Below are 18902 nucleotides of genomic sequence, written 5' to 3' on the forward strand. Positions count from 1 at the left end.
TACTCTGACCATAGCGCAAATAGCCAGCGGACAAGTAAATCCCGGCGATGACAAACGGGCGACTGTTTCCCGCGTGCATCAGGTCCTCGCGATCACGGGAACAATCCCCCAGCGCTCCCATTCCCCTTTCAACTCAATTCCATGGCGGGCATCTCCGCCAGTGCCGGGGAGCGCGAACAATGTCCAGCAAATCTCATATCGCGCCATATAAGGGTCCGGCCGGCGGCTGGGGTTCGGCCAAGTCCGTGGCGAAATATCTCGCGAGCGAAAGCCTGCTGCTCGATGGCCCCGGCATTCTCCTCAAGCAAAACAAGCCTGATGGCTTTGCCTGCGTCAGTTGCGCCTGGGCCAAGCCCCACCCCACCCATCCCGCCGAATTCTGCGAAAACGGCGCCAAGGCCACCGCCTGGGAGCTGACCAAGAAGCGTGTCACGCCCAAATTCTTCGCCGAACACACGGTCAGCGAATTGAAGACCTGGTCCGACTATGCGCTTGAAGAAGTGGGCCGCCTAACGACACCGCTGCGCTACGACGCCAAAACGGACAAGTTCGTCGCTGTCGATTGGACCGAAGCCTTTGCCACCATCGGACGCGAACTATCGGCCATTGCCGAGGTCGATCCCAAGCGCACCGTCTTTTACGCCTCGGGCCGCGCCTCGCTTGAAACGAGCTATATGTACGCTCTGCTTGCCCGGCTCTATGGCAACAATAACCTGCCCGACAGCTCCAACATGTGCCACGAGTCGACCTCTGTCGGCCTCAAGGCCAGCATCGGCGTACCCGTCGGCACTGTGGTTATCGAAGATTTCGATAAGGCCGATGCGCTGTTCTTCTTCGGCCAGAATGTCGGCTCCAACAGCCCGCGCATGCTGCATCAATTGAAATCGGCCGTCGATCGCGGCGCCACTATTGTCGCCTTCAATCCCCTCCGCGAGCGCGGCCTCGAACGCTTTACCGATCCGCAAAATCCGGTGCAAATGGCAACGCTTAGCGAAACCCAGATCGCCCGCGAATATTTTCAGGTGCGCCCTGGAGGCGACATCGCCGTCGTCGCTGGCATGAGCCGCTGGCTGATCGAACGCGATGCGGCCGCAACGTCCGCCGGCAAGCCGGCTATCCTCGACCACGCTTTCATCGCCGAACACACTTCGGGCTTCGGCGCCTTTTCCGAATGGGTCATGAGCCTCTCATGGTCCGATATCGAACGCGAATCCGGTCTGACGCAAAGGCAGATCGAAACCGCAGCCCGCATCTATGCCGAAGCCCCCGCCACCATGCTCGTCTACGGCATGGGCATCACCCAGCATAAGCTCGGCGTCCAAGCGGTACAGATGCTGGTCAATCTCGCGCTGCTGCGGGGCAATATCGGTAAGCCGGGCGCCGGTCTCTGCCCCGTCCGCGGCCATTCCAACGTACAGGGGCAGCGTACCGTCGGCATTTCCGAAAAGCCCGAGCTCGTTCCCATCGATCGCCTTGAAGAGCAATATGGCTTCACCGCCCCGCGCGAAAAGGGCCTCTCCACGATCGATACCTGCGAGGGGATAATCGACGGCACCGTCGACGCTTTCATCGGGCTCGGCGGCAATTTCCTCCGCGCCGTGCCCGATCACGGTCAGATGGAAAAGGCCTGGACCAATATGCGCCTGACCGTGCAAGTCGCGACCAAGCTCAATCGTGGTCATCTCTTCAATGGCAAGACAGGTTTCCTGCTTCCTTGCCTTGGTCGCATCGAAAAAGACCGCCAGGCGACAGGCGAGCAGATCGTCACTGTCGAAGACTCCACCTCCGTCATTCACCGCTCAAAAGCGCTGTCCGAGCCCGCCAGCCCCGACCTTCTCTCCGAAGCAAAAATTGTCGCCGAGATCGCCAAGGCCACCCTGCCCTATAATCCGAACGTCCCTTGGGACAGTTGGGTCGGCGATTACAGCAAGGTACGCGACGCCATCGAGGCGACATATCCCGATCAATTCAAGGATTTCAATCGCCGCATTATGGAGCCCCAAGGCTTCCGCCGCCCCATCGCCGCCAGCCACCGCGAGTGGAAAACGGAAAGCGGCAAGGCCGACTTCGTCGTCCCAAAAGCCCTTCACGCCAGCTTCGATGATGGCTCCGACAAAGATGTCCTGCGGCTCATCACCCTTCGCAGCAACGACCAGTTCAACACCACCGTCTATGGCTATGATGATCGCTTCCGCGGCATCCACGGCACCCGCGAAGTTCTCCTGATCAACAAAGCAGACATGGAGCGTTTTGGGATCAGCGAAGGCCAGATGGTCGGCCTCAAGACCGTGGCGGATGATGGCATCGAGCGCAGCCTCGGCGGCCTCCGCGCCACCGCCTACAATATCCCGCCTGGCAGCGTCGGCGGCTATTATCCCGAATGCAATGTGCTGATCCCTGTCTATCAGCACGCCGAGGAGAGCAAGGTGCCTGCCGCTAAATCCGTGCCGGTCAGGCTGGTGCCATGAGCTTTGTCACCCACTCCGCCTATGCCCCCCAAAGTTGGGGCCGCGGCCGCACCGAGCGCAATCTGGCTGAAGAAGTTGCCGTCGCCATTGTCGTCAATGGCAGCACGCTCGCCGTCATGATGGCGACACCCGCTGATCTCGAAGCTTTTGGTATTGGCTTTGCACTGACCGAAGGTATTATCGAAACCGCCACTGAAATCGAGCGCATCGAAGTGCTCGACCACGATCTCGGCATCGAAGTACGTCTCTGGATCGGCGCTGACAAAGCCAACGCCCTCAACAAGCGCCGACGACAGCAAGCCGGTCCCACCGGCTGCGGCCTCTGCGGCATCGAAAGCATAGAGGCGGCCATGCGCGACATTGCCCCGGTCACGGCGCGCCTTGATCTCTCTAGCGAAGAGATCACCGCCGCCGCTGCCAGTCTCCGACCCGCCCAAAGCCTCAACGCTGCGACCCACGCCGTCCATGCCGCCGCGCTTTGGCACCGCGAGAATGGCCTCCTCGCCATTTGCGAAGACGTTGGCCGACACAATGCGCTCGACAAACTCGCCGGCCGCGCCGCCCAGATGAACCTGCCGACGTCGGAATGCGCCGTTCTGTTGACCAGCCGCGTCTCGATCGAACTGATCCAGAAGACAACCCGCCTCGGCGCGCCGGTAGTGATCGCTATCTCGGCTCCGACCCGCCTCGCCGTAGACGAAGCGCAGAAAGCCGGCATCACCCTGATCGGCGTTGCTCGAGAGGATGGTTTCGAAATCTACGGCGCCTAAGCGCCTCAAGGCAAAGCAAAGGGTGGCACGGCTGAACCGTACCACCCTTTGCCGGGCTCTCCCCAATGAGGACAAAGAAAGAGCCCAACCGCAACGGTCAAACGTTTAGTGCCGCACCATCTCCGCTCCCGGCGCCGCTTTTGCGCCGGTCATGAAGGCCACCGCGTCGGACATGGTGTAGTCCTTGGGATCGATCAGGCAGAGCCGCCGCCCCAAGCGATGGACGTGGATACGATCCGCCACCTCGAACACATGCGGCATGTTGTGCGAGATCAGGATGATCGGAATGCCCCGCGCCCGTACGTCCTGGATTAGGTCCAGCACGCGCCGAGATTCCTTCACCCCCAAAGCCGCCGTTGGCTCATCCAGGATAATAACCTTGGACCCAAAGGCCGCCGCCCGCGCTACCGCCACACCTTGGCGCTGACCACCCGAGAGCGTCTCCACCGCCTGGTTGATATTCTGAATGGTCATGAGCCCGAGGTCGGACAGCTTCTGCCGCGCAATCCGCTCCATTTCCGGCCGATCAAGCTGGCGCAAGACGTTGCCCATGAAACCCGGCTTCCGTAACTCGCGCCCCATGAACATGTTGTCGGCAATCGAGAGCGCTGGTGACATGGCAAGCGTCTGGTAGACCGTCTCCACCCCCGCATGCCGGGCCGCGATCGGCGAGGGAAAGGCGACCTTGTTGCCCTCAAGGAAAATGTCGCCGCTATCGGCTTGGATAGCGCCCGAGAGCGCCTTGATCAGCGACGACTTGCCCGCGCCATTGTCTCCGATCACCGCCAGGATTTCTCCCGGCATCAGATCGAAATCGCAATTGTCGAGCGCCGTTACCTTGCCATAGCGCTTGTTGAGGCCGCGCGCATAAAGAACCGGTTCCATCACGCAGACACCTTTCTGATCCACTGATCCACCGCCACGGCGGCAATGATGAGAACGCCGATGAGGAGATAGGTCCACTGCGCATCGGCCCCGAGCAGCCGCAGGCCCAGCGAGAACACGCCCACGATCAGCGCGCCGAACAGCATACCAAGGATCGACCCCCGCCCACCAAAGAGCGAAATACCGCCGATCACCACGGCCGTAATGGACTCGATATTGGCCGTCTGTCCCGACGTCGGCGACACCGAGCCAATACGCCCGATCAGCACCCAGCCGGCAAAGGCGCAGATCAGCCCCGACAGCATGTAGACTGAAATCAAAACGGCCCGCGTATTGACGCCGGCAAGCTTGGCCGCCTCGGCATCGTCACCCACCGCATAGACATGCCGGCCCCATGCCGTGTGCCGCAGCACATAGGCAAGCACCAGCACGATGGCGATGAAAGCAATGACGCCATAGGTGAACACTGCCCCCGCCACTGAGAATGACTGCCCGAAAAACTGAAGGATCGGCGCCTGTGTTTCGATCTCCTGGGCCCGGATCGTCTCATTGCCGGAATACAAAAAGTTCGTAGCAAGCGCGATCTGCCAGACGCCAAGCGTCACGATAAATGGCGGCAGCTTGACCCGCGCGATCAGCCAGCCGTTGATGAAGCCGATAAAGGTGCCGAGCACCAATCCGCAGCCAATCGCCACCACGGGCGGCATGCCGAGCCGGAAGGTGAACTGCCCCATCACGACGGAGCTCAAAACCATGATGGCGCCGACCGAAAGATCGATGCCCGCAGTCAAAATCACCAGCGACTGCGCCGCCCCGACAATGCCGACGATCGCGACCTGCTGCAGGATCAGCGTCAGCGCAAAGGACGAGAAGAATTTGCCTCCCAAAAGCGCGCCGAAGACGATGATCGAGAGAACGAGCACGATGAGCGGCACGAGCGCCGGATTGCTGTGCAGCGCATGCTGCAGCCGCGAGAGTAGCGTCACCGGCTGGTCAAAGCTTGCCACCGTCTCGGTGCGGCGCGCGAGGCCGGCATCGGCCTCGGTATGATTGGTCATTGGGTCCTCCTCCCTGTCCAATAAGGCCGGGGCAGCCTTGCGCCGCCCCGGCCTTTTATGCGGTCATTGAACGATCAGCCCCAGCAGAGCTTGGCGCCTTCGGTCGTGTCGATGCTATCGACCCCGGCCACTGGCTGGTCAGTCACGAGCTTGACGCCGGTATCGAAGAAATCCTTGCCTTCGGTCGGCGTCGGCTTGGTGCCGCTATCGGCCCAGGCCTTGATCGCCTCGACGCCAAGCGCTGCCATCTGCAGCGGATATTGCTGCGACGTTGCGCCGATGACACCATCCTTGACGTTGGCGACGCCCGGGCAGCCGCCATCGACGGAGACGATGGTCACGTCCTTTTCGCGCCCGATCGACTTCAGCGCTTCATAGGCGCCAGCGGCAGAAGGCTCGTTGATCGTATAGACGACATTGATCATCGGATCCTTGGCGAGAAGGTTTTCCATGGCCTTGCGGCCGCCTTCCTCATTGCCCGAGGTCACGTCATGGCCGACGATGCGCGCATCGCTTTCGTCGCCCCACTTGTTCGCATCACCGACATCGATGCCGAAACCGGTGAGGAAGCCCTGGTCGCGCAGCACGTCAACGCTGGGCTGGCTGACGGCGAGGTCGAGCATGGCGATCTTGGCATTGGCTGTTTCCGCGCCAAGTTTGCCAGCGGCCCATTTGCCGATCAGTTCGCCGGCAAGGAAATTGTCCGTGGCAAAGGTCGCGTCAGCCGAGTCGATCGGGTTGAGCGGGGTATCGAGTGCAATCACCAAGAGCCCCGCATCGCGGGCTTTCTGCACTGACTGCACGATGGCCGAAGTATCCGAGGCGGCAATCAGAATACCCTTGGCGCCATCGGCGATGCAGGTTTCGATGGCGGCAACCTGAGTTTCGTGGTCGCCGTCGACCTTGCCGGCAAAGGCTTTGAGGGTCACGCCCAGTTCCTTGGCCTTGGCCTCGGCGCCTTCCTTCATCTTGACGAAGAACGGATTGGTGTCGGTCTTGGTGATCAGGCACGCGCTCACCGCGTCCTGTGCCATGGCAGCCGAAGACATCACGGCAAGGCTCAGCGCCGTGCCAATAAGCAGCTTCTTCACTTGTCTCTCTCCCTGGTCACCAGCCCTGCCCAAGCGGCTCCTCCACTGGCTGAAGGCTGGTTTCATGCGTTTTGACCCTGCCATCGTGGCGCGTCCAAATCGGCACGTCAATATATAAATCTCATTTATTTATTTATTCGAGTGATGCTATCTTCCGCTAGGCAAAACCTCCAACTATGGTGCCGGCCATGACGACGGCAAACATCAGAAGCGTAAGCAGCGGGGTCAATCAAAGCGGTGTTCGGGACCATAACGAACGGCTGTTGCTGACCCTATTGCAACGCCATGGTGCACTTGCCGGCAGCGATCTCGCACGCCTTGCAAATCTTTCGCCCCAAACGGTTTCCATCATTCTGCGCGAAATGGAATCCGAGGGGTTGCTGGCCCGCGGCGCGCCGGTCAAGGGCAAGGTCGGCAAGCCGTCCGTGCCCATGTCGCTCGCCGAAGGCGGCGTGCTCTCATTGGGCTGCAAGGTCGGCCGCCGCAGCGCCGTTTTGCTCCTCGCCGACTTCCGCGGCACCGTGCGCAAGCAGCTGCAGATTACTTATCCCTACCCCCTCCCCGAGCGCATTTTCGCCTTTCTCCGCACCGGCCTCGCTGAAATCCTCGCCTCCTGCTCAACCAACGAACGCAAGCGCATCTGCGGCATTGGCATCGGTGTGCCCTTCGAGCTCTGGAAATGGAACGAGCTCGTCGGCGCTCCGGCCGAAGAATTCGCCCTCTGGAAAGATGTCGATTTCGCCGCCGAATTGGCGGAAGTCACCGACCTGCCGGTTAGCCTCGTCAACGACGCCACTGCCGGTTGCCAGGCAGAACACGTCTATGGCCGCGGCAAGGAATTTCGCGACTACGCCTATTTCTTCGTCGGCGCTTTCATCGGTGGTGGCATCGTCCTCAACAACACCGTCTATCAAGGCCACCACGGCAATGCCGGCGCGCTCGGTTCGCTGCGCAGCTTTGGTCCGCAGGGCGAAAGCCAGCAATTGATCGACGTTGCATCGATCCATCTCCTCGAAACCCGCCTTATCGAAAATGGCCACGACGCCGCCGGCCTCTGGACCCTCCCACAGGATTGGAGCGGCTTTTCCCGCTTCGTCGAGCCCTGGATCGGCCGCACCGCCCAGGAACTCGCCCGTGCCAGCCTTTCGGTCTGCGCGGTCATCGACTTTGAGGCCATTCTGATCGACGGCGCCTTCCCCGATCCGGTCAAACATGAACTGGTCGAGCGCACCCGCCGCTACCTTCTCAATCAGGATATGCGTGGTCTCATCACCCCTCGCATCGAGGCCGGTACCGTCGGCTTCAATGCCCGCGCCATTGGCGCTGCCACCACGCCCCTCTTTGATCGCTACTTCATGAACGGCAGCATCCGCGTGCAATAACGGCGCCGCTGCTCTTGCCCCCGCCGCAAACCCATTGCACTCTGGGCGCACGAAAATCAGCCCGAGTTATTCGTGCCCCTTCCCGCCGCAGACCGCATCCGCTTGCCCTTTATCACCCAGCGTCCCAGTGACGGCGGCTGTGGTCTCTATGTTCTCCAGATGCTGACGGGTAAGCCTTTCGAAGATCTCGCCGCCATGGTGGATTGGCGCGATAAAGGCTCTCTTCACATGGCCTGGGCCGAAATGACCAAGGTACTCGCCGATCTCGGTTTGCCGCATGACGGTCCACACGCCGTCAACACTTGGGACGACGTAGAAGGCCTCGGCATCGTCCACGTCGCCGACGATCACTTCATGCTCTACGACGCCGCCAATCAGGTCTTTTACGATCCGTGGGAATGGACAGGTCCCTCAACCCAATCCACCCGCCTGCCCTTCAGCTATGTGCAGGTCGTGCCGCCAAATAGCTAAAAGAATCCGATTGCCCGATCCATATCACCCGTTACGATAGGAACAGCCGCGGAGGAGCGGTTGCTGCCGGCCCTGCCCTGGGCCCGGCCAACACGGGCAGATTAATGCAAAAGACTTGGACCGCCGATAACGGCGACGGCACGTTCACCAATCCATTGTTCTACGAGGAATTCTCCGATCCCGACATCATCCGGGTGGGCGAGGATTTCTACATGACCGGCACCACCATGCACACCATGCCTGGTCTGCCGGTGCTCCACTCGACCGATCTCGTCAATTGGACGCTCCTCGGCTACGCGCTGGAGACGCTCGATCTCGGCCCCGAATTCCGGCTCGACGGCGGCGAAATCTATGGCCAGGGCATCTGGGCGCCCTGCATCCGCTATCGCGACGGCACCTTTTATATCTTCTCCAACGTCAACAAGCAGAAGACACAGATCTTTACCGCCACCGATCCGCGCGGTCCCTGGACCCATACGGAGGCGGAGTACAATTACCACGATCTCGCGGTGTTCTTCGATGACGATGGCCGCGCCTATGTCGTCTGGGGCTATCGCAATCTGAAAATCGCCGAACTCGACGAGACGCTTCATCGCATCATCCCTGGCACCGAGCGCGACCTGACACCGCCCGATAGCTTGATGGGCGAAGGCGCACATTTCTATATGGTCGACGGCAAATACATCATCACCAGCGCCTGGTTCGCCGGCCCCATGCGCATGCCTTGCGCCCGCGCCGATCACATCGACGGGCCCTGGGAGATCAACCCAGCCATTTCGATCGACGAAGATTTCGGGCTCATGGAAGGCTATAAAATCAAGGGCGCTGGCATTCCCTTTACGCTTGAGCCGCCCTTCGAAATCGTGCCGCCCAACCCGGCTCAGAATGGCCGCCTCAACCTGCACCAGGGCGGCATCGTCGATACCCCTGGCGGCGAATGGTGGGCCTGGTCGATGATGGACTATAATTCCCTCGGCCGCCTCACCGCTCTCTCGCCTATCACCTGGCATGAAGGCTGGCCCTATTTCGGCCTGCCGGGCAATCTCGGCCGCACCCCACGCACCTGGGCCAAGCCCAACGTCGCCAAAGCATCACCGCCATCCGTACCCTGGCCGCAGCGCAGCGACGATTTCCTTGCGGAAACTCTCAACCCGCTTTGGCAGTGGAACCACGTTCCCGTCTCCGAGAACTGGTCGCTGACCGAGCGGCCGGGACATCTGCGCCTCAAGACCCTCCCCGCCCAAAACTTCTGGTGGGCCAAGAATTCTTTGACCCAACGCGCCGTCGGGCCGATTTCGACCGCCACCACGAGCCTTGATGGCACACATCTCAAACCCGGCGACGTCGCCGGTCTCGCTTTGCTCGGCATGCCCTGGCGCTGGATTGGCCTCGCCCGCACCGAAACCGGCTACGAAATCCGCCTCTTCGACTATCAAACCGGCAAGACCCTGATTGCGCCGGCTACCGGACCCATCGTCCATCTCCGCGTCGCCTGTGATTTCTTGACCGAAGAAGCCCAATTCAGCTTTTCCTCAGACGGCCAAAAGTTCGAAAATCTGGGCGAGCGGATGATCATGATCTTCCAGCTCAAGACTTTTCAGGGCATTCGCTACGCCCTTTTCGCCTATAACGATTTGAGCCAATCCGGCGGATATGCGGATTTTGACCGCATCGAGATCGACGAACCACACCCGCGCGGCCTGATGGAGCCGATCCCGGCCGGTCAGCGCGGCGCGCTTGTCCTGGCCAACGCGCCCACCAGCGGCTTTACCGCTGAACTTGGCACTGTCGTTGGCGGCCCACCCATGGACCTGCGCGTTGAAGCGGCCGAACTCGGCCGGGTCATTCTCCATCATGAGGACGGTCCGCTCTCCGTCACGGCGGGCGGTGTGGTCACCGTGGGCGGTGTCACTGGCTCCGCCACCCATTGGCAGTGGATGGAAACCCCGACTGGCGAAGTTATCCTCATGTCCCTCGCCACCAACCGCTTCCTCCGCATCCATCCCGATGGCCGCGTCCGCGCCGACAGTCCTGGCCCGACCCCGGACGGAAGAGATGGCACGCGCTTTAGGTTCGTCACCGCCTGAAACATAGCCACCAGCTTACTCCTCCCCCTCCAGGGGGAGGCAGATTGGGACCGTTGGTGCCGGCAATTAAAGTAAACAACCTCCGATACTTGCCTAAAATGCAATCCTTTCTTCGGCGCCTCTCTTCATGGACGCGGACTATTGTTGCCCCATTACCAGGAGGTAACAATGAACCAGCGCATCACGGATGGTGCCGACTACCTAGAGCATTTCGGCGAGATCGAGTCTCTCTCTCCCTCTGAAGCGCGCAAGGGCATTTCTCCCCTCCCGACCATCAAATTCACGGACGGCAAGATCGTCCATAACGTGATGGTGGATTCGGCGCTTGCCCCATTCCTGCAGCCCGGCCGCACCGGGCGTTACCTGCTTAGCCGCCTTGGTCGCAGCATGGTCGTCGTTGGCGCTCATATCGAGGGCGAAGGCTATCGCGTGGCGGATCAGGACATGTGGCACGCTCGCAAGAGTCGCCAGTTGATCTTCACTTTGATTTTCCTCCTTGCAGCCTTGCTGCTCGGCGGCATTGCCTATTTCGACGACCCGACTTTTGGCATCATGACGTTGATCGCTATCGCATTGACAATCATGAGCTATTTGCCGTATCGGGCCAGCGCTCGCGTGGCCGCGCTCATCGATGGTCTCAACCGCAACGGCAATGCGCCCGTCCGCGAGGATGGTCCGATGTCCCGGTCTGCTCGCCAGGCCGAAATGCTGTACGCCAGCGCCAATAGCTGAGCGCATCGCGTTATTGCGGCTGGGCGAAGCGGTCTGTGTGTGGTGGTATGGATCCCCGTCGAGAGGACCCATGCCGTGACCCAACATTTTTCCTTTATCTCGGGCGCCCTGGATCGCGCCGCTCATCTGCGCGGCTCGGACGATATCAAGCAAGACGCGAGTGCGCGCACGCTGGTCCTGTGGCGCGGAAAACTGCTGACGGGCCAAGATGATAGGCCGGTTCTATCGATGCTCGACCATCCGGCTCTGAGCGACGCGCGCGAACCCAGCATCTTTCTTGGGCTTACCGAGGATGGGCCGCGCTTTGCGACCGACCTTGCGCTCTGGGTACCGCTCGAAGATGCTGCGACGATTGGTGAATTTGTCGATCAAAGCCAGCAGGTACACCCCGCCTGGCCGGATGGGCGGTTTGCCGAAATTCGGGGCTTGATGCCAAATCTATCCCCGCTTGATGGAGAGATGATCGCCACCGGCCGTGCGCTGATCGGATGGCATGGATCGCACCGCTTCTGCGCCAATTGCGCCACTCAATCCGTGGTCGAAAGTGCTGGCTGGGTTCGAAAATGTCCACAGTGCGGGACGCAGCATTTTCCGAGGACCGACCCTGTGGTCATCATGGCCATCACGAGGGGCGATAAAATTCTCCTCGGTCGCGGGCCGAGTTGGCCCGAGGGCATGTATTCGCTTCTCGCGGGCTTCGTCGAACCGGGCGAAACGATAGAAAGTGCAGTCCGCAGAGAGGTTTACGAGGAGAGCCGGATCACGGTTGGCCCCGTCCGCTACGTCGCTTCGCAGCCTTGGCCGTTCCCGATGTCGCTGATGTTTGGGTGCTATGGGGAGGCGACGAGCGAGGAAATTACCATCGATCCGCTCGAACTTGCCGATGCGCGCTGGGTCAGCAAATCCGATGTTCACCAAATCCTTGATGGCACACACGAATTTATTTCGCGGCCGCGCAATGGCGCCATTGCGGGTGCGCTTATCGAGGCCTGGGCCAATGATCGGCTTCTCGATCCGGCCTATTGGGGCAATTGATCATTTGCGGCGCCATTGGGCACGCTGAGGGTGCCAAACGGTAGCATTCCGCTAACGTTGAGCGAAGGGAACGCGGTATTTCGTTAAAGCCTCAAGCTTTTCGAGGAGGCCGGGCAGTTCCGCGGGTGTTTCGATGCGATAATCGGGCACTTCGGACGGGTTGGCGGGCTCGTGCGTTCGAAGGGTCGACCAGGCCATGAAGATGGACGTGATCCCCAGAGCATTGGCGCCGCAGATGTCGCGCGAGAGATTGTTGCCGACCATGACGGTGCGCCAGGTGTCTTCCCGGGTGAGACCGGCAGCGGCGAGCGCGGCATCGAACATGCGGGCGTCGGGTTTGTGGACGCCGACATCCTCGGAAATGATGTGCGCGTCGAAATGATCCCAGAGACCATGATGGGTCAGCATGTTGACGAAGGTCTGGCGCGGTCCGTCAGCGACGAGGATCAGCTTGTGGCCGGCGGCCTTCAAACTATCCATCATCTCCTTGGCGCCGGGAATAAGATCGGCGCGGATGACGACTTCGCTATCCGCGAGTTTTTCCTCAGTGCGCTCGTCGATGAGCGTATCGCCGCAATCGAGGAAAATGGCCTTGAACCGGCTCATGCGACGGCCCCGACGAGGGACAGTTCTCCGGCGAAGTGGCACCGGACCTGGCGGCCGCCTTCGACGGTGCGGAGGGCTGGCACTTCGACGCTGCACTTGGCCTGGGCATAGGGGCAGCGGGGATGGAAGCTGCAGCCAGAGGGTGGATTGGCGGCGTTGGCGATCTCGCCCTTGAGCGGCACGCGCTTTCGGGTGCGATTGCCGCGCGGATCGGGCTGGGGGACCGCCGCCATGAGGGCTTCGGTATAGGGATGGAGTGGTTTTGAGAACAATAGCTCGGTCGGGGCGACTTCCATCAGGCGGCCAAGATACATGACGCCGACGCGATCGGCGATGTGTTCGACCATGCCGAGATCATGTGTGATGAAAAGATAGGTGAGGCCGAACTGCTCCTGCAGATCCTGCAGAAGATTGATGTTTTGGGCGGCGACCGAGACGTCGAGGGCCGAAACGGCTTCGTCGGCGGCAATGAAGCTCGGGTTGAGTGCAAGCGCGCGGGCGATGCCGATGCGCTGGCGCTGGCCGCCGGAAAAGGCATGAGGGTAGCGATTGATGAATTCGGGGCGGAGACCCACGACCTTCAAAAGCTGGGCGACGCGGTCCTTGATTTCCCCGGCATTGCCGACGCCATGGATGACCATGGGTTCGCCGACCAGTTCAAGGAGGGTCATGCGCGGATTGAGCGAGGAATAGGGATCCTGAAAGATCATCTGCATCTCGGCGCGCAGCGGCCGCATTTCGCGGTCGGTGAGCTTTGAGAGATCGACGATCTCGTTATTGGCGCGGCGGAAGAGAATCTGGCCGTCGGTCAGGTCATAGGCGCGGAGCATGAGACGGGCAACGGTCGACTTGCCCGAACCGCTTTCGCCCACCAAGCCGAGGGTTTCGCCCTTCCTGATATCGAGCGAGACATCGTCGATCGCCTTGACGTCGCCGACATGTTTCTTGAGCCAGCCGGCCTGGATGGGAAAATACTTCTTGAGGCCGCGGACGGAGAAGAGGACGTCATCGGGCAGGCTTGAATGGTCGAGCACTGGAAGCTCAGACATGGGCGGCCTCCGCGGCAACGAACTGATCGGCAAAGTGGCAACGCGACATTTGCGAGCCAAAGATTTTTTCGGGCGGCACCTGCGTATCGCAGATGCCCGCGACCGCATGGGTGCAGCGCGGATTGAAGGCGCAGCCGGGCGGCACGCTGAACGGATCGGGCACCATGCCGGGAATGGTCGGCAGGCGGCGGCCCTGATCGACGCCGAGGCGCGGAATGGAGCGCAAGAGCGCCTGGGTATAGGGGTGCTTGGCGGCATAAAAGATATCGTCGACGGTGGCCGTCTCGACGATCTTGCCCAGATACATCACCGAAACCCGGTCCGCGATATCGGCGACGACGCCGAAATTGTGGGTGATGAAGATGATCGCCATGCCCATTTCGGACTGCAATTCCTTGAGGAGTTCAAGGATCTGCGCTTCGGTGGTCACGTCGAGAGCGGTCGTCGGCTCGTCGGCGATTAAGAGGCTCGGATTGCAGGAAATGGCGAGCGCGATCATGGCGCGCTGGCGCATGCCGCCCGACAGCTGATGCGGGAAGGCATCGACAAGCTGATTGGGCCGCGGCATCTGCACCTTGGCCAGCAGTTCGATGGCCCGTTCCCGCGCTGCCTTGCGGTTGAGCCCCATATGGAGCTGGACGGTGCGCATGATCTGGGCGCCGATCGTGTGCACAGGCGACAGCGCCGTCATCGGCTCCTGAAAGATCATGCCGATATGCTGGCCGCGTACCTGGCGCATGGAGCGGCTATTGCGGCCGAGCGCCGAAAGCTCATAGGTCTCGCCATTGCGCGGGCGGAAAATGATGCGGCCCTCGGGCGCTGCGGCACGCTTGGGCAGGAGGCGCATGATGGCGCGGGCGGTGATCGACTTGCCCGAACCAGACTCGCCGACAATGCCGAGAACCTCGCCCTTGTTGACGTGATAGGAGACGCCGTTGACGGCCTTGACCAAGCCTTCGCGGAGGGGAAAGTGGACATGGACATCATCGAGTTCGAGCAGACGCTCGGGCGGCATGTTTTGATTGGTCATGGTCTTATTGCCCATAGGGGTCGGCCGCATCGCGCAGACCATCGCCGAGGAAATTGAAGGCGAGGACGGTGAGGACGACGGCGCCGCCTGGCGCAAGCAGCCAGGGCGCAAGGGAAATCGAGCGCAGGTTTTGTGCGTCTTGCAGCAGCACACCCCATGAGACGACCGGCGGGCGGAGGCCAAGGCCAAGGAAGCTCAGAGCCGTTTCCCCGAGGATCATTTCCGGGACGGCAAGGGTGAGCGCCGCGATGATATAGGAGGTCATCGAGGGCAGCATATGCTTGGTGATGATGCGATATTCGCTGGCCCCAGAAAGACGCGCAGCAAGCACATAATCCTCATTGCGGAGCGCGAGGAACTGGCCGCGCACCACGCGGGCGAGATAGGTCCAGCCGATCAGCGCCAGAATGAAGGTAATAAGCACATAGACGATGAGCGGATCCCAGACGACGGGAAGCGCGGCGGCAAGACCCATCCAGAGCGGAATGGTCGGGATGGAGCGGATAAGCTCCATGAGACGCTGAATGGCGCCATCGATCCAGCCACCAAAATAGCCTGAGATCGAGCCCAGCGTCAGGCCAAGAACGAAGGCGAAGGCCACGCCGACAAGACCGGCTGAGAGCGAGACACGCGCACCATGGATCAGGCGCGAAAAGACATCGCGGCCGAGATCGTCAGTGCCCATGAGATTGATCTGGTCGCGGCGGCCACCTTCCACGCCGAAGAGATGGATGTCGGTCTTGAAGAGGCCGAAGAACGAATAATCGCTGCCGGCAACGAAAAGCCGGATCGGGAGCGGCTCGCTGGTATCGGGCTCATAGCTGACGCGGGTCGTTTCCGGATCGCGGGTGCGCTCCATGGCATAAACGAAGGGGCCGACGAGCTGGCCTTCGTGGAAGAGGTGGATGCCCGTGGGTGGCGCCATGGTGCGGAGGCGCTCGACCTTGAACGGCTCATAGGGCGCGACGAACTCGGCAAAGATGGCGCAGAAGGCGAGGATCAGCAGGAACCACAGCGAGATGACGGCGAGGATGTGCTTGGAAAAGCGGCGCCAGATCAGCTGCCAGGGCTTGGCGGAATAAAGGTCTTCCTTTTTGGCATTGATCGGTTCGGCGGCAAGAGTTTGCTCTGTCATGGCCTGCTCCTCACGCGTAGCGGATGCGCGGATCAAACCACGCCAGGAGAATGTCGGAGATCAGCGTGCCGATGACGGTGAAGACGCTGAGGATGAGAATGAAGCTGCCGGCGAGATACATGTCCTGCATCTTGAGCGCCTGAAGGAGCAGCGGCCCGGTGGTGGGCAGGTTGAGGACGATGGCGGTGATCACGTCGCCCGAAAAGAGCGCTGGTAGCGCCCAGCCGACTGTCGAAATGAACGGGTTAAGCGCAACGCGCACCGGATAGCCCCAGACCACTTGGCGCTCGGAAAGACCCTGCGCATAGGCGGTTTCGACATAGGGCTTGCCCAATTCGTCCAGCATATTGGCGCGCATGACGCGGATGAGGCCGGCGGCGCCGCCGGTGCCGAGGACGACGAGCGGGATCCAGAGGTGCTGCAGGAGATCGATCAGCTTGCCCCAGGACCAGGGCGCGTTCTGATATTGCGATGAAAAGAGCCCGCCGACATCGAGCTGCATATAGACAAAGGCGATCCACATCAGGATCAGCGCGAGGAGAAAATCCGGCGTGCCCTTGCCGAGGAAGCCGAAGACCGTGAAGACATAATCGAGCACCGAATATTGGCGCGTGGCGGAATAGACGCCGACGGGGATGGCGATGAGCCAGGTGATGATGAGGCTGGCGGTCGAAAGCGCGAGGGTGATCGCGAGGCGATCCCAGATCAGGCTCGAAACCGGGGCGTTCCAATCGAGCGAATAGCCGAAATCGCCACGGAAGATGATCGCCGTGATCCAGCGCCAATATTGGACGAGCATGGGATCGTTGAGGCCGAGGCGCTCGCGCATGGCGGCTTCCTGCACGGCCGAAATATATTCCCCGCCCTGGCGGAGCTGGGCGACATAGGCGGTGACGTAATCACCCGGCGGCAGCTGGATGATGACGAAGGAAATGAACGAGATGAAGAGCAGCATCGGGATCGCCAGAAGCAACCGCCGAAGAATAAAGGCGACCATGACCTGTCTCCGGGAGCGAACGCCGATCCGGTGGGGCGGGATCGCGCGCTCTCACTTTTAGTTGGTGCATCGCGGCGCCGAACGGGGGCCGGCCAAATCAAGGCGATGCGGGCAGTCTTTTCCGCTTGGGGAAAGAGCGCCGGCCGCGTCGGGAGGAAGCGCGGCCGGCACGGGGGGTCTTAGTCCTGCTCGAGCCAATATTGCTGCGTGCGGGAGAGACCGACTTCGCGGAAGATGTCGTCCATGATCAGGTCCGGCTGCACATTGTGCATCTTGTTGGACACGACATTGACCGTGGTGCCTTCGCCATGGACGCCGATGACATAGCCGTTTTCGACGAAGGTGCGGATCAGCTCGTTCATCGAGGTATCGGCTTCTTCGACGCTTGGGGCGCTCGAGGCCTTGTCCCAGAGATCATAGATCTTCTGGAAATCGCTGCCTTCAGGCGGCGCAATGCCGCTTTCGCCCTGGGTGCTGTACCAGACATAGGACTGGTTGGCGTAGCTTTCCGAACCCATCATGATGCGCGGGTCGGCCGGGACATAGGTCAGACGGTCGAAGACGATATATTGCATATCGAAATCGTTGTTCGTCCGGTTGTTGTCGAGCTGGGTGCGATCAATGACGCGCGGCAGGATCTCGACGCCGATCTCGGCATAGCTTTCCGCGATCAGTTCGAGCTGCTTGGCAAGAGCCGCGTCGCCACCCTGGACGACAATGCTGAAGCGCTTGCCATCGGGGCGGAGGCGGAAGCCGTCGGCATCGCGCTGGTCGAGCCCGGCTTCGTCGAGCAACTGATCGGCAAGGTCCGGATCGTATTCGGTCCAGTGGTTCTGGAGGTCTTCCTGATAATAGGGCGAGCCATTGACCGGCGCGGCCTGGATGGGCTTGGCGAGACCGGACTGGGTCAATTCGATGATGAGCTCGCGATCAAGGCCGACCGAGAGCGCCTGGCGGACGCGCTTGTCGGCATAGATTTCGTGGAGCACTTCGTCGGTGGTGTTGAGGTTCGGGACCAGCGACCAGACGCCTGAACCCAGCCAGGGGACGAGGTGGTAATTCCCGCGCTCTTCGTTTTCCTTGTAGAAATCGTAGGGCTCGGACATGCCGCGGTCCTGGGCGTCGATCTGACCCTGGGCCACCATGAGCGCGAGGCTCTGCGGATCCTGGTAGAGGCGGTGATTGATGCGGTCGATATAGGGGAGCTGGTTGCCCTCCTGATCAACGGCCCAATAATAGGGGTTGCGCACCATCGTGACGTTTTCGGCCGGGGCCGGCGTCTCGATCTTCCAGGCGGTCAGGACCGGCAGGTCAGGATTGGCCCACCAGGCGGTGGCGCTGCCCTTGGAGCCCCAGAGGTCGGTCCAGCTGGCAACGCCGAATTTGGTAGCGGCGGCGGCGAGTTCTTCTTCGCTCGCATATTTGTCGTTGAACTGGCTGAGATAGTGCTTCGGGAACATGAAGCTCGGGCGATCAAGGCTTGGCTCGCCGGTCGAATCCTTGGCCAGGATCTGGAGGAAATAGACGTAGGGCTGGGCGAACTTGACGGTAAAGGTGCGCTCGTCCTTGATCTCGACTTCCAGCGGCTTGCCGCCGGGCGAGAAGGTCGGATCGATCGTGCCGATGATCTTGGGATTGAGGAAGACGTCCTCGTACCAGAATTTGACGTCTTCGGTGGTCGCCGGCTCGCCATCGGACCATTTGAGGCCATCAAGCAGCGTGAAAGTGAATTCGGTGGAATCCTCGTTGACCGAATAGCTCTCGATATAGCCGTTGGTCAGCTGCGCCGTTCCATCGGGACCGGCGGCCCACTTGAGAACGCGCTCTTCCATAAGCTTGGTCGGGCCCCAGCGATCGCCCGGACCGCTATAGGCGCGGTGCCAGGTGCCACCAAACTGGCCGACTTCAAGAGCGTTGACGACGGTCGGCGTTTTCGGGAGGCGTTCGTCGACGGGCGGCAGACTGCCGGCCTCGACCATCTCCGTCAGCATCGGCGATTCCTTGAAGGCCCAGGCCGCGCTGCTCATGGCCGTTGCGGACAGAGCCACAAGCGCAATACGAGCGATCCATGTCTTTGACTTCATCATTCTCCCCTCCATCAGCCGG

16 protein-coding genes are annotated in these 18902 nt (G+C 61.1%); 7 read left to right on the plus strand and 9 right to left on the minus strand.

Annotated features, from left to right (window positions below):
• Positions 1-179 precede the first annotated feature (179 nt).
• Positions 180-2468 (plus strand): FdhF/YdeP family oxidoreductase, encoded by a 2289-nt coding sequence (locus tag ASE94_RS08190; protein WP_062629960.1) that lies wholly within the window; start codon positions 180-182, stop codon positions 2466-2468.
• Positions 2465-3238: a formate dehydrogenase accessory sulfurtransferase FdhD gene (gene fdhD / locus ASE94_RS08195; RefSeq protein WP_062629961.1), complete on the plus strand. Its 774-nt coding sequence runs from the start codon at positions 2465-2467 to the stop codon at positions 3236-3238. The genes ASE94_RS08190 and fdhD overlap by 4 nt, the downstream gene beginning before the upstream one ends.
• 105 nt (positions 3239-3343) lie before the next feature.
• On the opposite strand, the gene ASE94_RS08200 is transcribed toward fdhD, so the two are convergent.
• From ASE94_RS08200 to ASE94_RS08210, 3 genes are all read right to left on the minus strand, one after another.
• On the minus strand, positions 3344-4123 hold the full coding sequence (locus ASE94_RS08200) for an ATP-binding cassette domain-containing protein (protein WP_062629962.1): 780 nt from the start codon (positions 4121-4123) through the stop codon (positions 3344-3346).
• Positions 4123-5181 carry an ABC transporter permease gene (locus ASE94_RS08205; protein WP_061909337.1) on the minus strand — a complete coding sequence of 353 codons (1059 nt, stop codon included), beginning with the start codon at positions 5179-5181 and terminating at the stop codon, positions 4123-4125. Before ASE94_RS08205 ends, ASE94_RS08200 begins: the two co-directional genes overlap by 1 nt.
• Positions 5182-5255: 74 nt before the next feature.
• On the minus strand, positions 5256-6230 hold the full coding sequence (locus ASE94_RS08210) for a sugar ABC transporter substrate-binding protein (protein ID WP_062630016.1): 975 nt from the start codon (positions 6228-6230) through the stop codon (positions 5256-5258).
• Positions 6231-6460: 230 nt separating this feature from the next.
• Between ASE94_RS08210 and ASE94_RS08215 the strand changes: the two genes are divergently transcribed.
• From ASE94_RS08215 to nudC, 5 genes are all read left to right on the plus strand, one after another.
• Positions 6461-7654, plus strand: a complete 1194-nt coding sequence (locus tag ASE94_RS08215; protein ID WP_062630017.1) for an ROK family transcriptional regulator — start codon at positions 6461-6463, stop codon at positions 7652-7654.
• 72 nt (positions 7655-7726) lie between these two features.
• Positions 7727-8125, plus strand: a complete 399-nt coding sequence (locus ASE94_RS08220) for a hypothetical protein (protein ID WP_244483998.1) — start codon at positions 7727-7729, stop codon at positions 8123-8125.
• Between the two features lie 104 nt (positions 8126-8229).
• Entirely contained in the window at positions 8230-10212 is a 1983-nt protein-coding gene (locus ASE94_RS08225; RefSeq protein WP_082461075.1) for a glycoside hydrolase 43 family protein, read from the plus strand.
• A gap of 168 nt (positions 10213-10380) precedes the next feature.
• Positions 10381-10944, plus strand: coding sequence for a hypothetical protein (locus tag ASE94_RS08230; protein WP_062629963.1), 564 nt, complete (start codon positions 10381-10383; stop codon positions 10942-10944).
• Positions 10945-11019: 75 nt separating this feature from the next.
• Complete coding sequence (gene nudC, locus ASE94_RS08235; RefSeq protein WP_156352033.1) at positions 11020-11979, plus strand: NAD(+) diphosphatase; 960 nt, start codon at positions 11020-11022, stop codon at positions 11977-11979.
• Positions 11980-12030: 51 nt separating this feature from the next.
• Here the strand turns inward: nudC and ASE94_RS08240 are convergent, their stop codons facing one another.
• From ASE94_RS08240 to ASE94_RS08265, 6 genes are all read right to left on the minus strand, one after another.
• Positions 12031-12585, minus strand: a complete 555-nt coding sequence (locus tag ASE94_RS08240; protein ID WP_062629964.1) for an HAD family hydrolase — start codon at positions 12583-12585, stop codon at positions 12031-12033.
• Positions 12582-13634, minus strand: a complete 1053-nt coding sequence (locus ASE94_RS08245; protein ID WP_062629965.1) for an oligopeptide/dipeptide ABC transporter ATP-binding protein — start codon at positions 13632-13634, stop codon at positions 12582-12584. The genes ASE94_RS08240 and ASE94_RS08245 overlap by 4 nt, the downstream gene beginning before the upstream one ends.
• A complete protein-coding gene (locus ASE94_RS08250) occupies positions 13627-14664 on the minus strand; it encodes an ABC transporter ATP-binding protein (protein ID WP_244483999.1) in 1038 nt (345 codons plus the stop codon). The genes ASE94_RS08245 and ASE94_RS08250 overlap by 8 nt, the downstream gene beginning before the upstream one ends.
• A gap of 4 nt (positions 14665-14668) precedes the next feature.
• Positions 14669-15799 carry an ABC transporter permease gene (locus ASE94_RS08255; RefSeq protein ID WP_062629966.1) on the minus strand — a complete coding sequence of 377 codons (1131 nt, stop codon included), beginning with the start codon at positions 15797-15799 and terminating at the stop codon, positions 14669-14671.
• Positions 15800-15809: 10 nt separating this feature from the next.
• Positions 15810-16796, minus strand: a complete 987-nt coding sequence (locus tag ASE94_RS08260) for an ABC transporter permease (RefSeq protein WP_061909350.1) — start codon at positions 16794-16796, stop codon at positions 15810-15812.
• A 179-nt stretch (positions 16797-16975) separates the two neighbouring features.
• Positions 16976-18883: an ABC transporter substrate-binding protein gene (locus ASE94_RS08265; protein ID WP_156352035.1), complete on the minus strand. Its 1908-nt coding sequence runs from the start codon at positions 18881-18883 to the stop codon at positions 16976-16978.
• Positions 18884-18902: the final 19 nt, after the last annotated feature.

The organism is Devosia sp. Leaf64 (assembly GCF_001421945.1).
GTDB lineage: Bacteria > Pseudomonadota > Alphaproteobacteria > Rhizobiales > Devosiaceae > Devosia.

Bases quoted from the DNA above. Each gene is read 5' to 3' on its own strand.
- ASE94_RS08215 (WP_062630017.1), top strand. From the start codon at position 6,461: ATGACGACGGCAAACATCAGAAGCGTAAGCAGCGGGGTCAATCAAAGC.
- ASE94_RS08200 (WP_062629962.1), bottom strand. From the start codon at position 4,123: ATGGAACCGGTTCTTTATGCGCGCGGCCTCAACAAGCGCTATGGCAAG.
- ASE94_RS08260 (WP_061909350.1), bottom strand. From the start codon at position 16,796: ATGGTCGCCTTTATTCTTCGGCGGTTGCTTCTGGCGATCCCGATGCTG.
- ASE94_RS08225 (WP_082461075.1), top strand. From the start codon at position 8,230: ATGCAAAAGACTTGGACCGCCGATAACGGCGACGGCACGTTCACCAAT.
- ASE94_RS08205 (WP_061909337.1), bottom strand. From the start codon at position 5,181: ATGACCAATCATACCGAGGCCGATGCCGGCCTCGCGCGCCGCACCGAG.
- ASE94_RS08230 (WP_062629963.1), top strand. From the start codon at position 10,381: ATGAACCAGCGCATCACGGATGGTGCCGACTACCTAGAGCATTTCGGC.
- ASE94_RS08265 (WP_156352035.1), bottom strand. From the start codon at position 18,883: ATGATGAAGTCAAAGACATGGATCGCTCGTATTGCGCTTGTGGCTCTG.
- ASE94_RS08210 (WP_062630016.1), bottom strand. From the start codon at position 6,230: ATGTCTTCGGCTGCCATGGCACAGGACGCGGTGAGCGCGTGCCTGATC.
- ASE94_RS08240 (WP_062629964.1), bottom strand. From the start codon at position 12,585: ATGAGCCGGTTCAAGGCCATTTTCCTCGATTGCGGCGATACGCTCATC.
- ASE94_RS08190 (WP_062629960.1), top strand. From the start codon at position 180: ATGTCCAGCAAATCTCATATCGCGCCATATAAGGGTCCGGCCGGCGGC.
- ASE94_RS08255 (WP_062629966.1), bottom strand. From the start codon at position 15,799: ATGACAGAGCAAACTCTTGCCGCCGAACCGATCAATGCCAAAAAGGAA.
- ASE94_RS08250 (WP_244483999.1), bottom strand. From the start codon at position 14,664: ATGACCAATCAAAACATGCCGCCCGAGCGTCTGCTCGAACTCGATGAT.
- fdhD (WP_062629961.1), top strand. From the start codon at position 2,465: ATGAGCTTTGTCACCCACTCCGCCTATGCCCCCCAAAGTTGGGGCCGC.
- ASE94_RS08245 (WP_062629965.1), bottom strand. From the start codon at position 13,634: ATGTCTGAGCTTCCAGTGCTCGACCATTCAAGCCTGCCCGATGACGTC.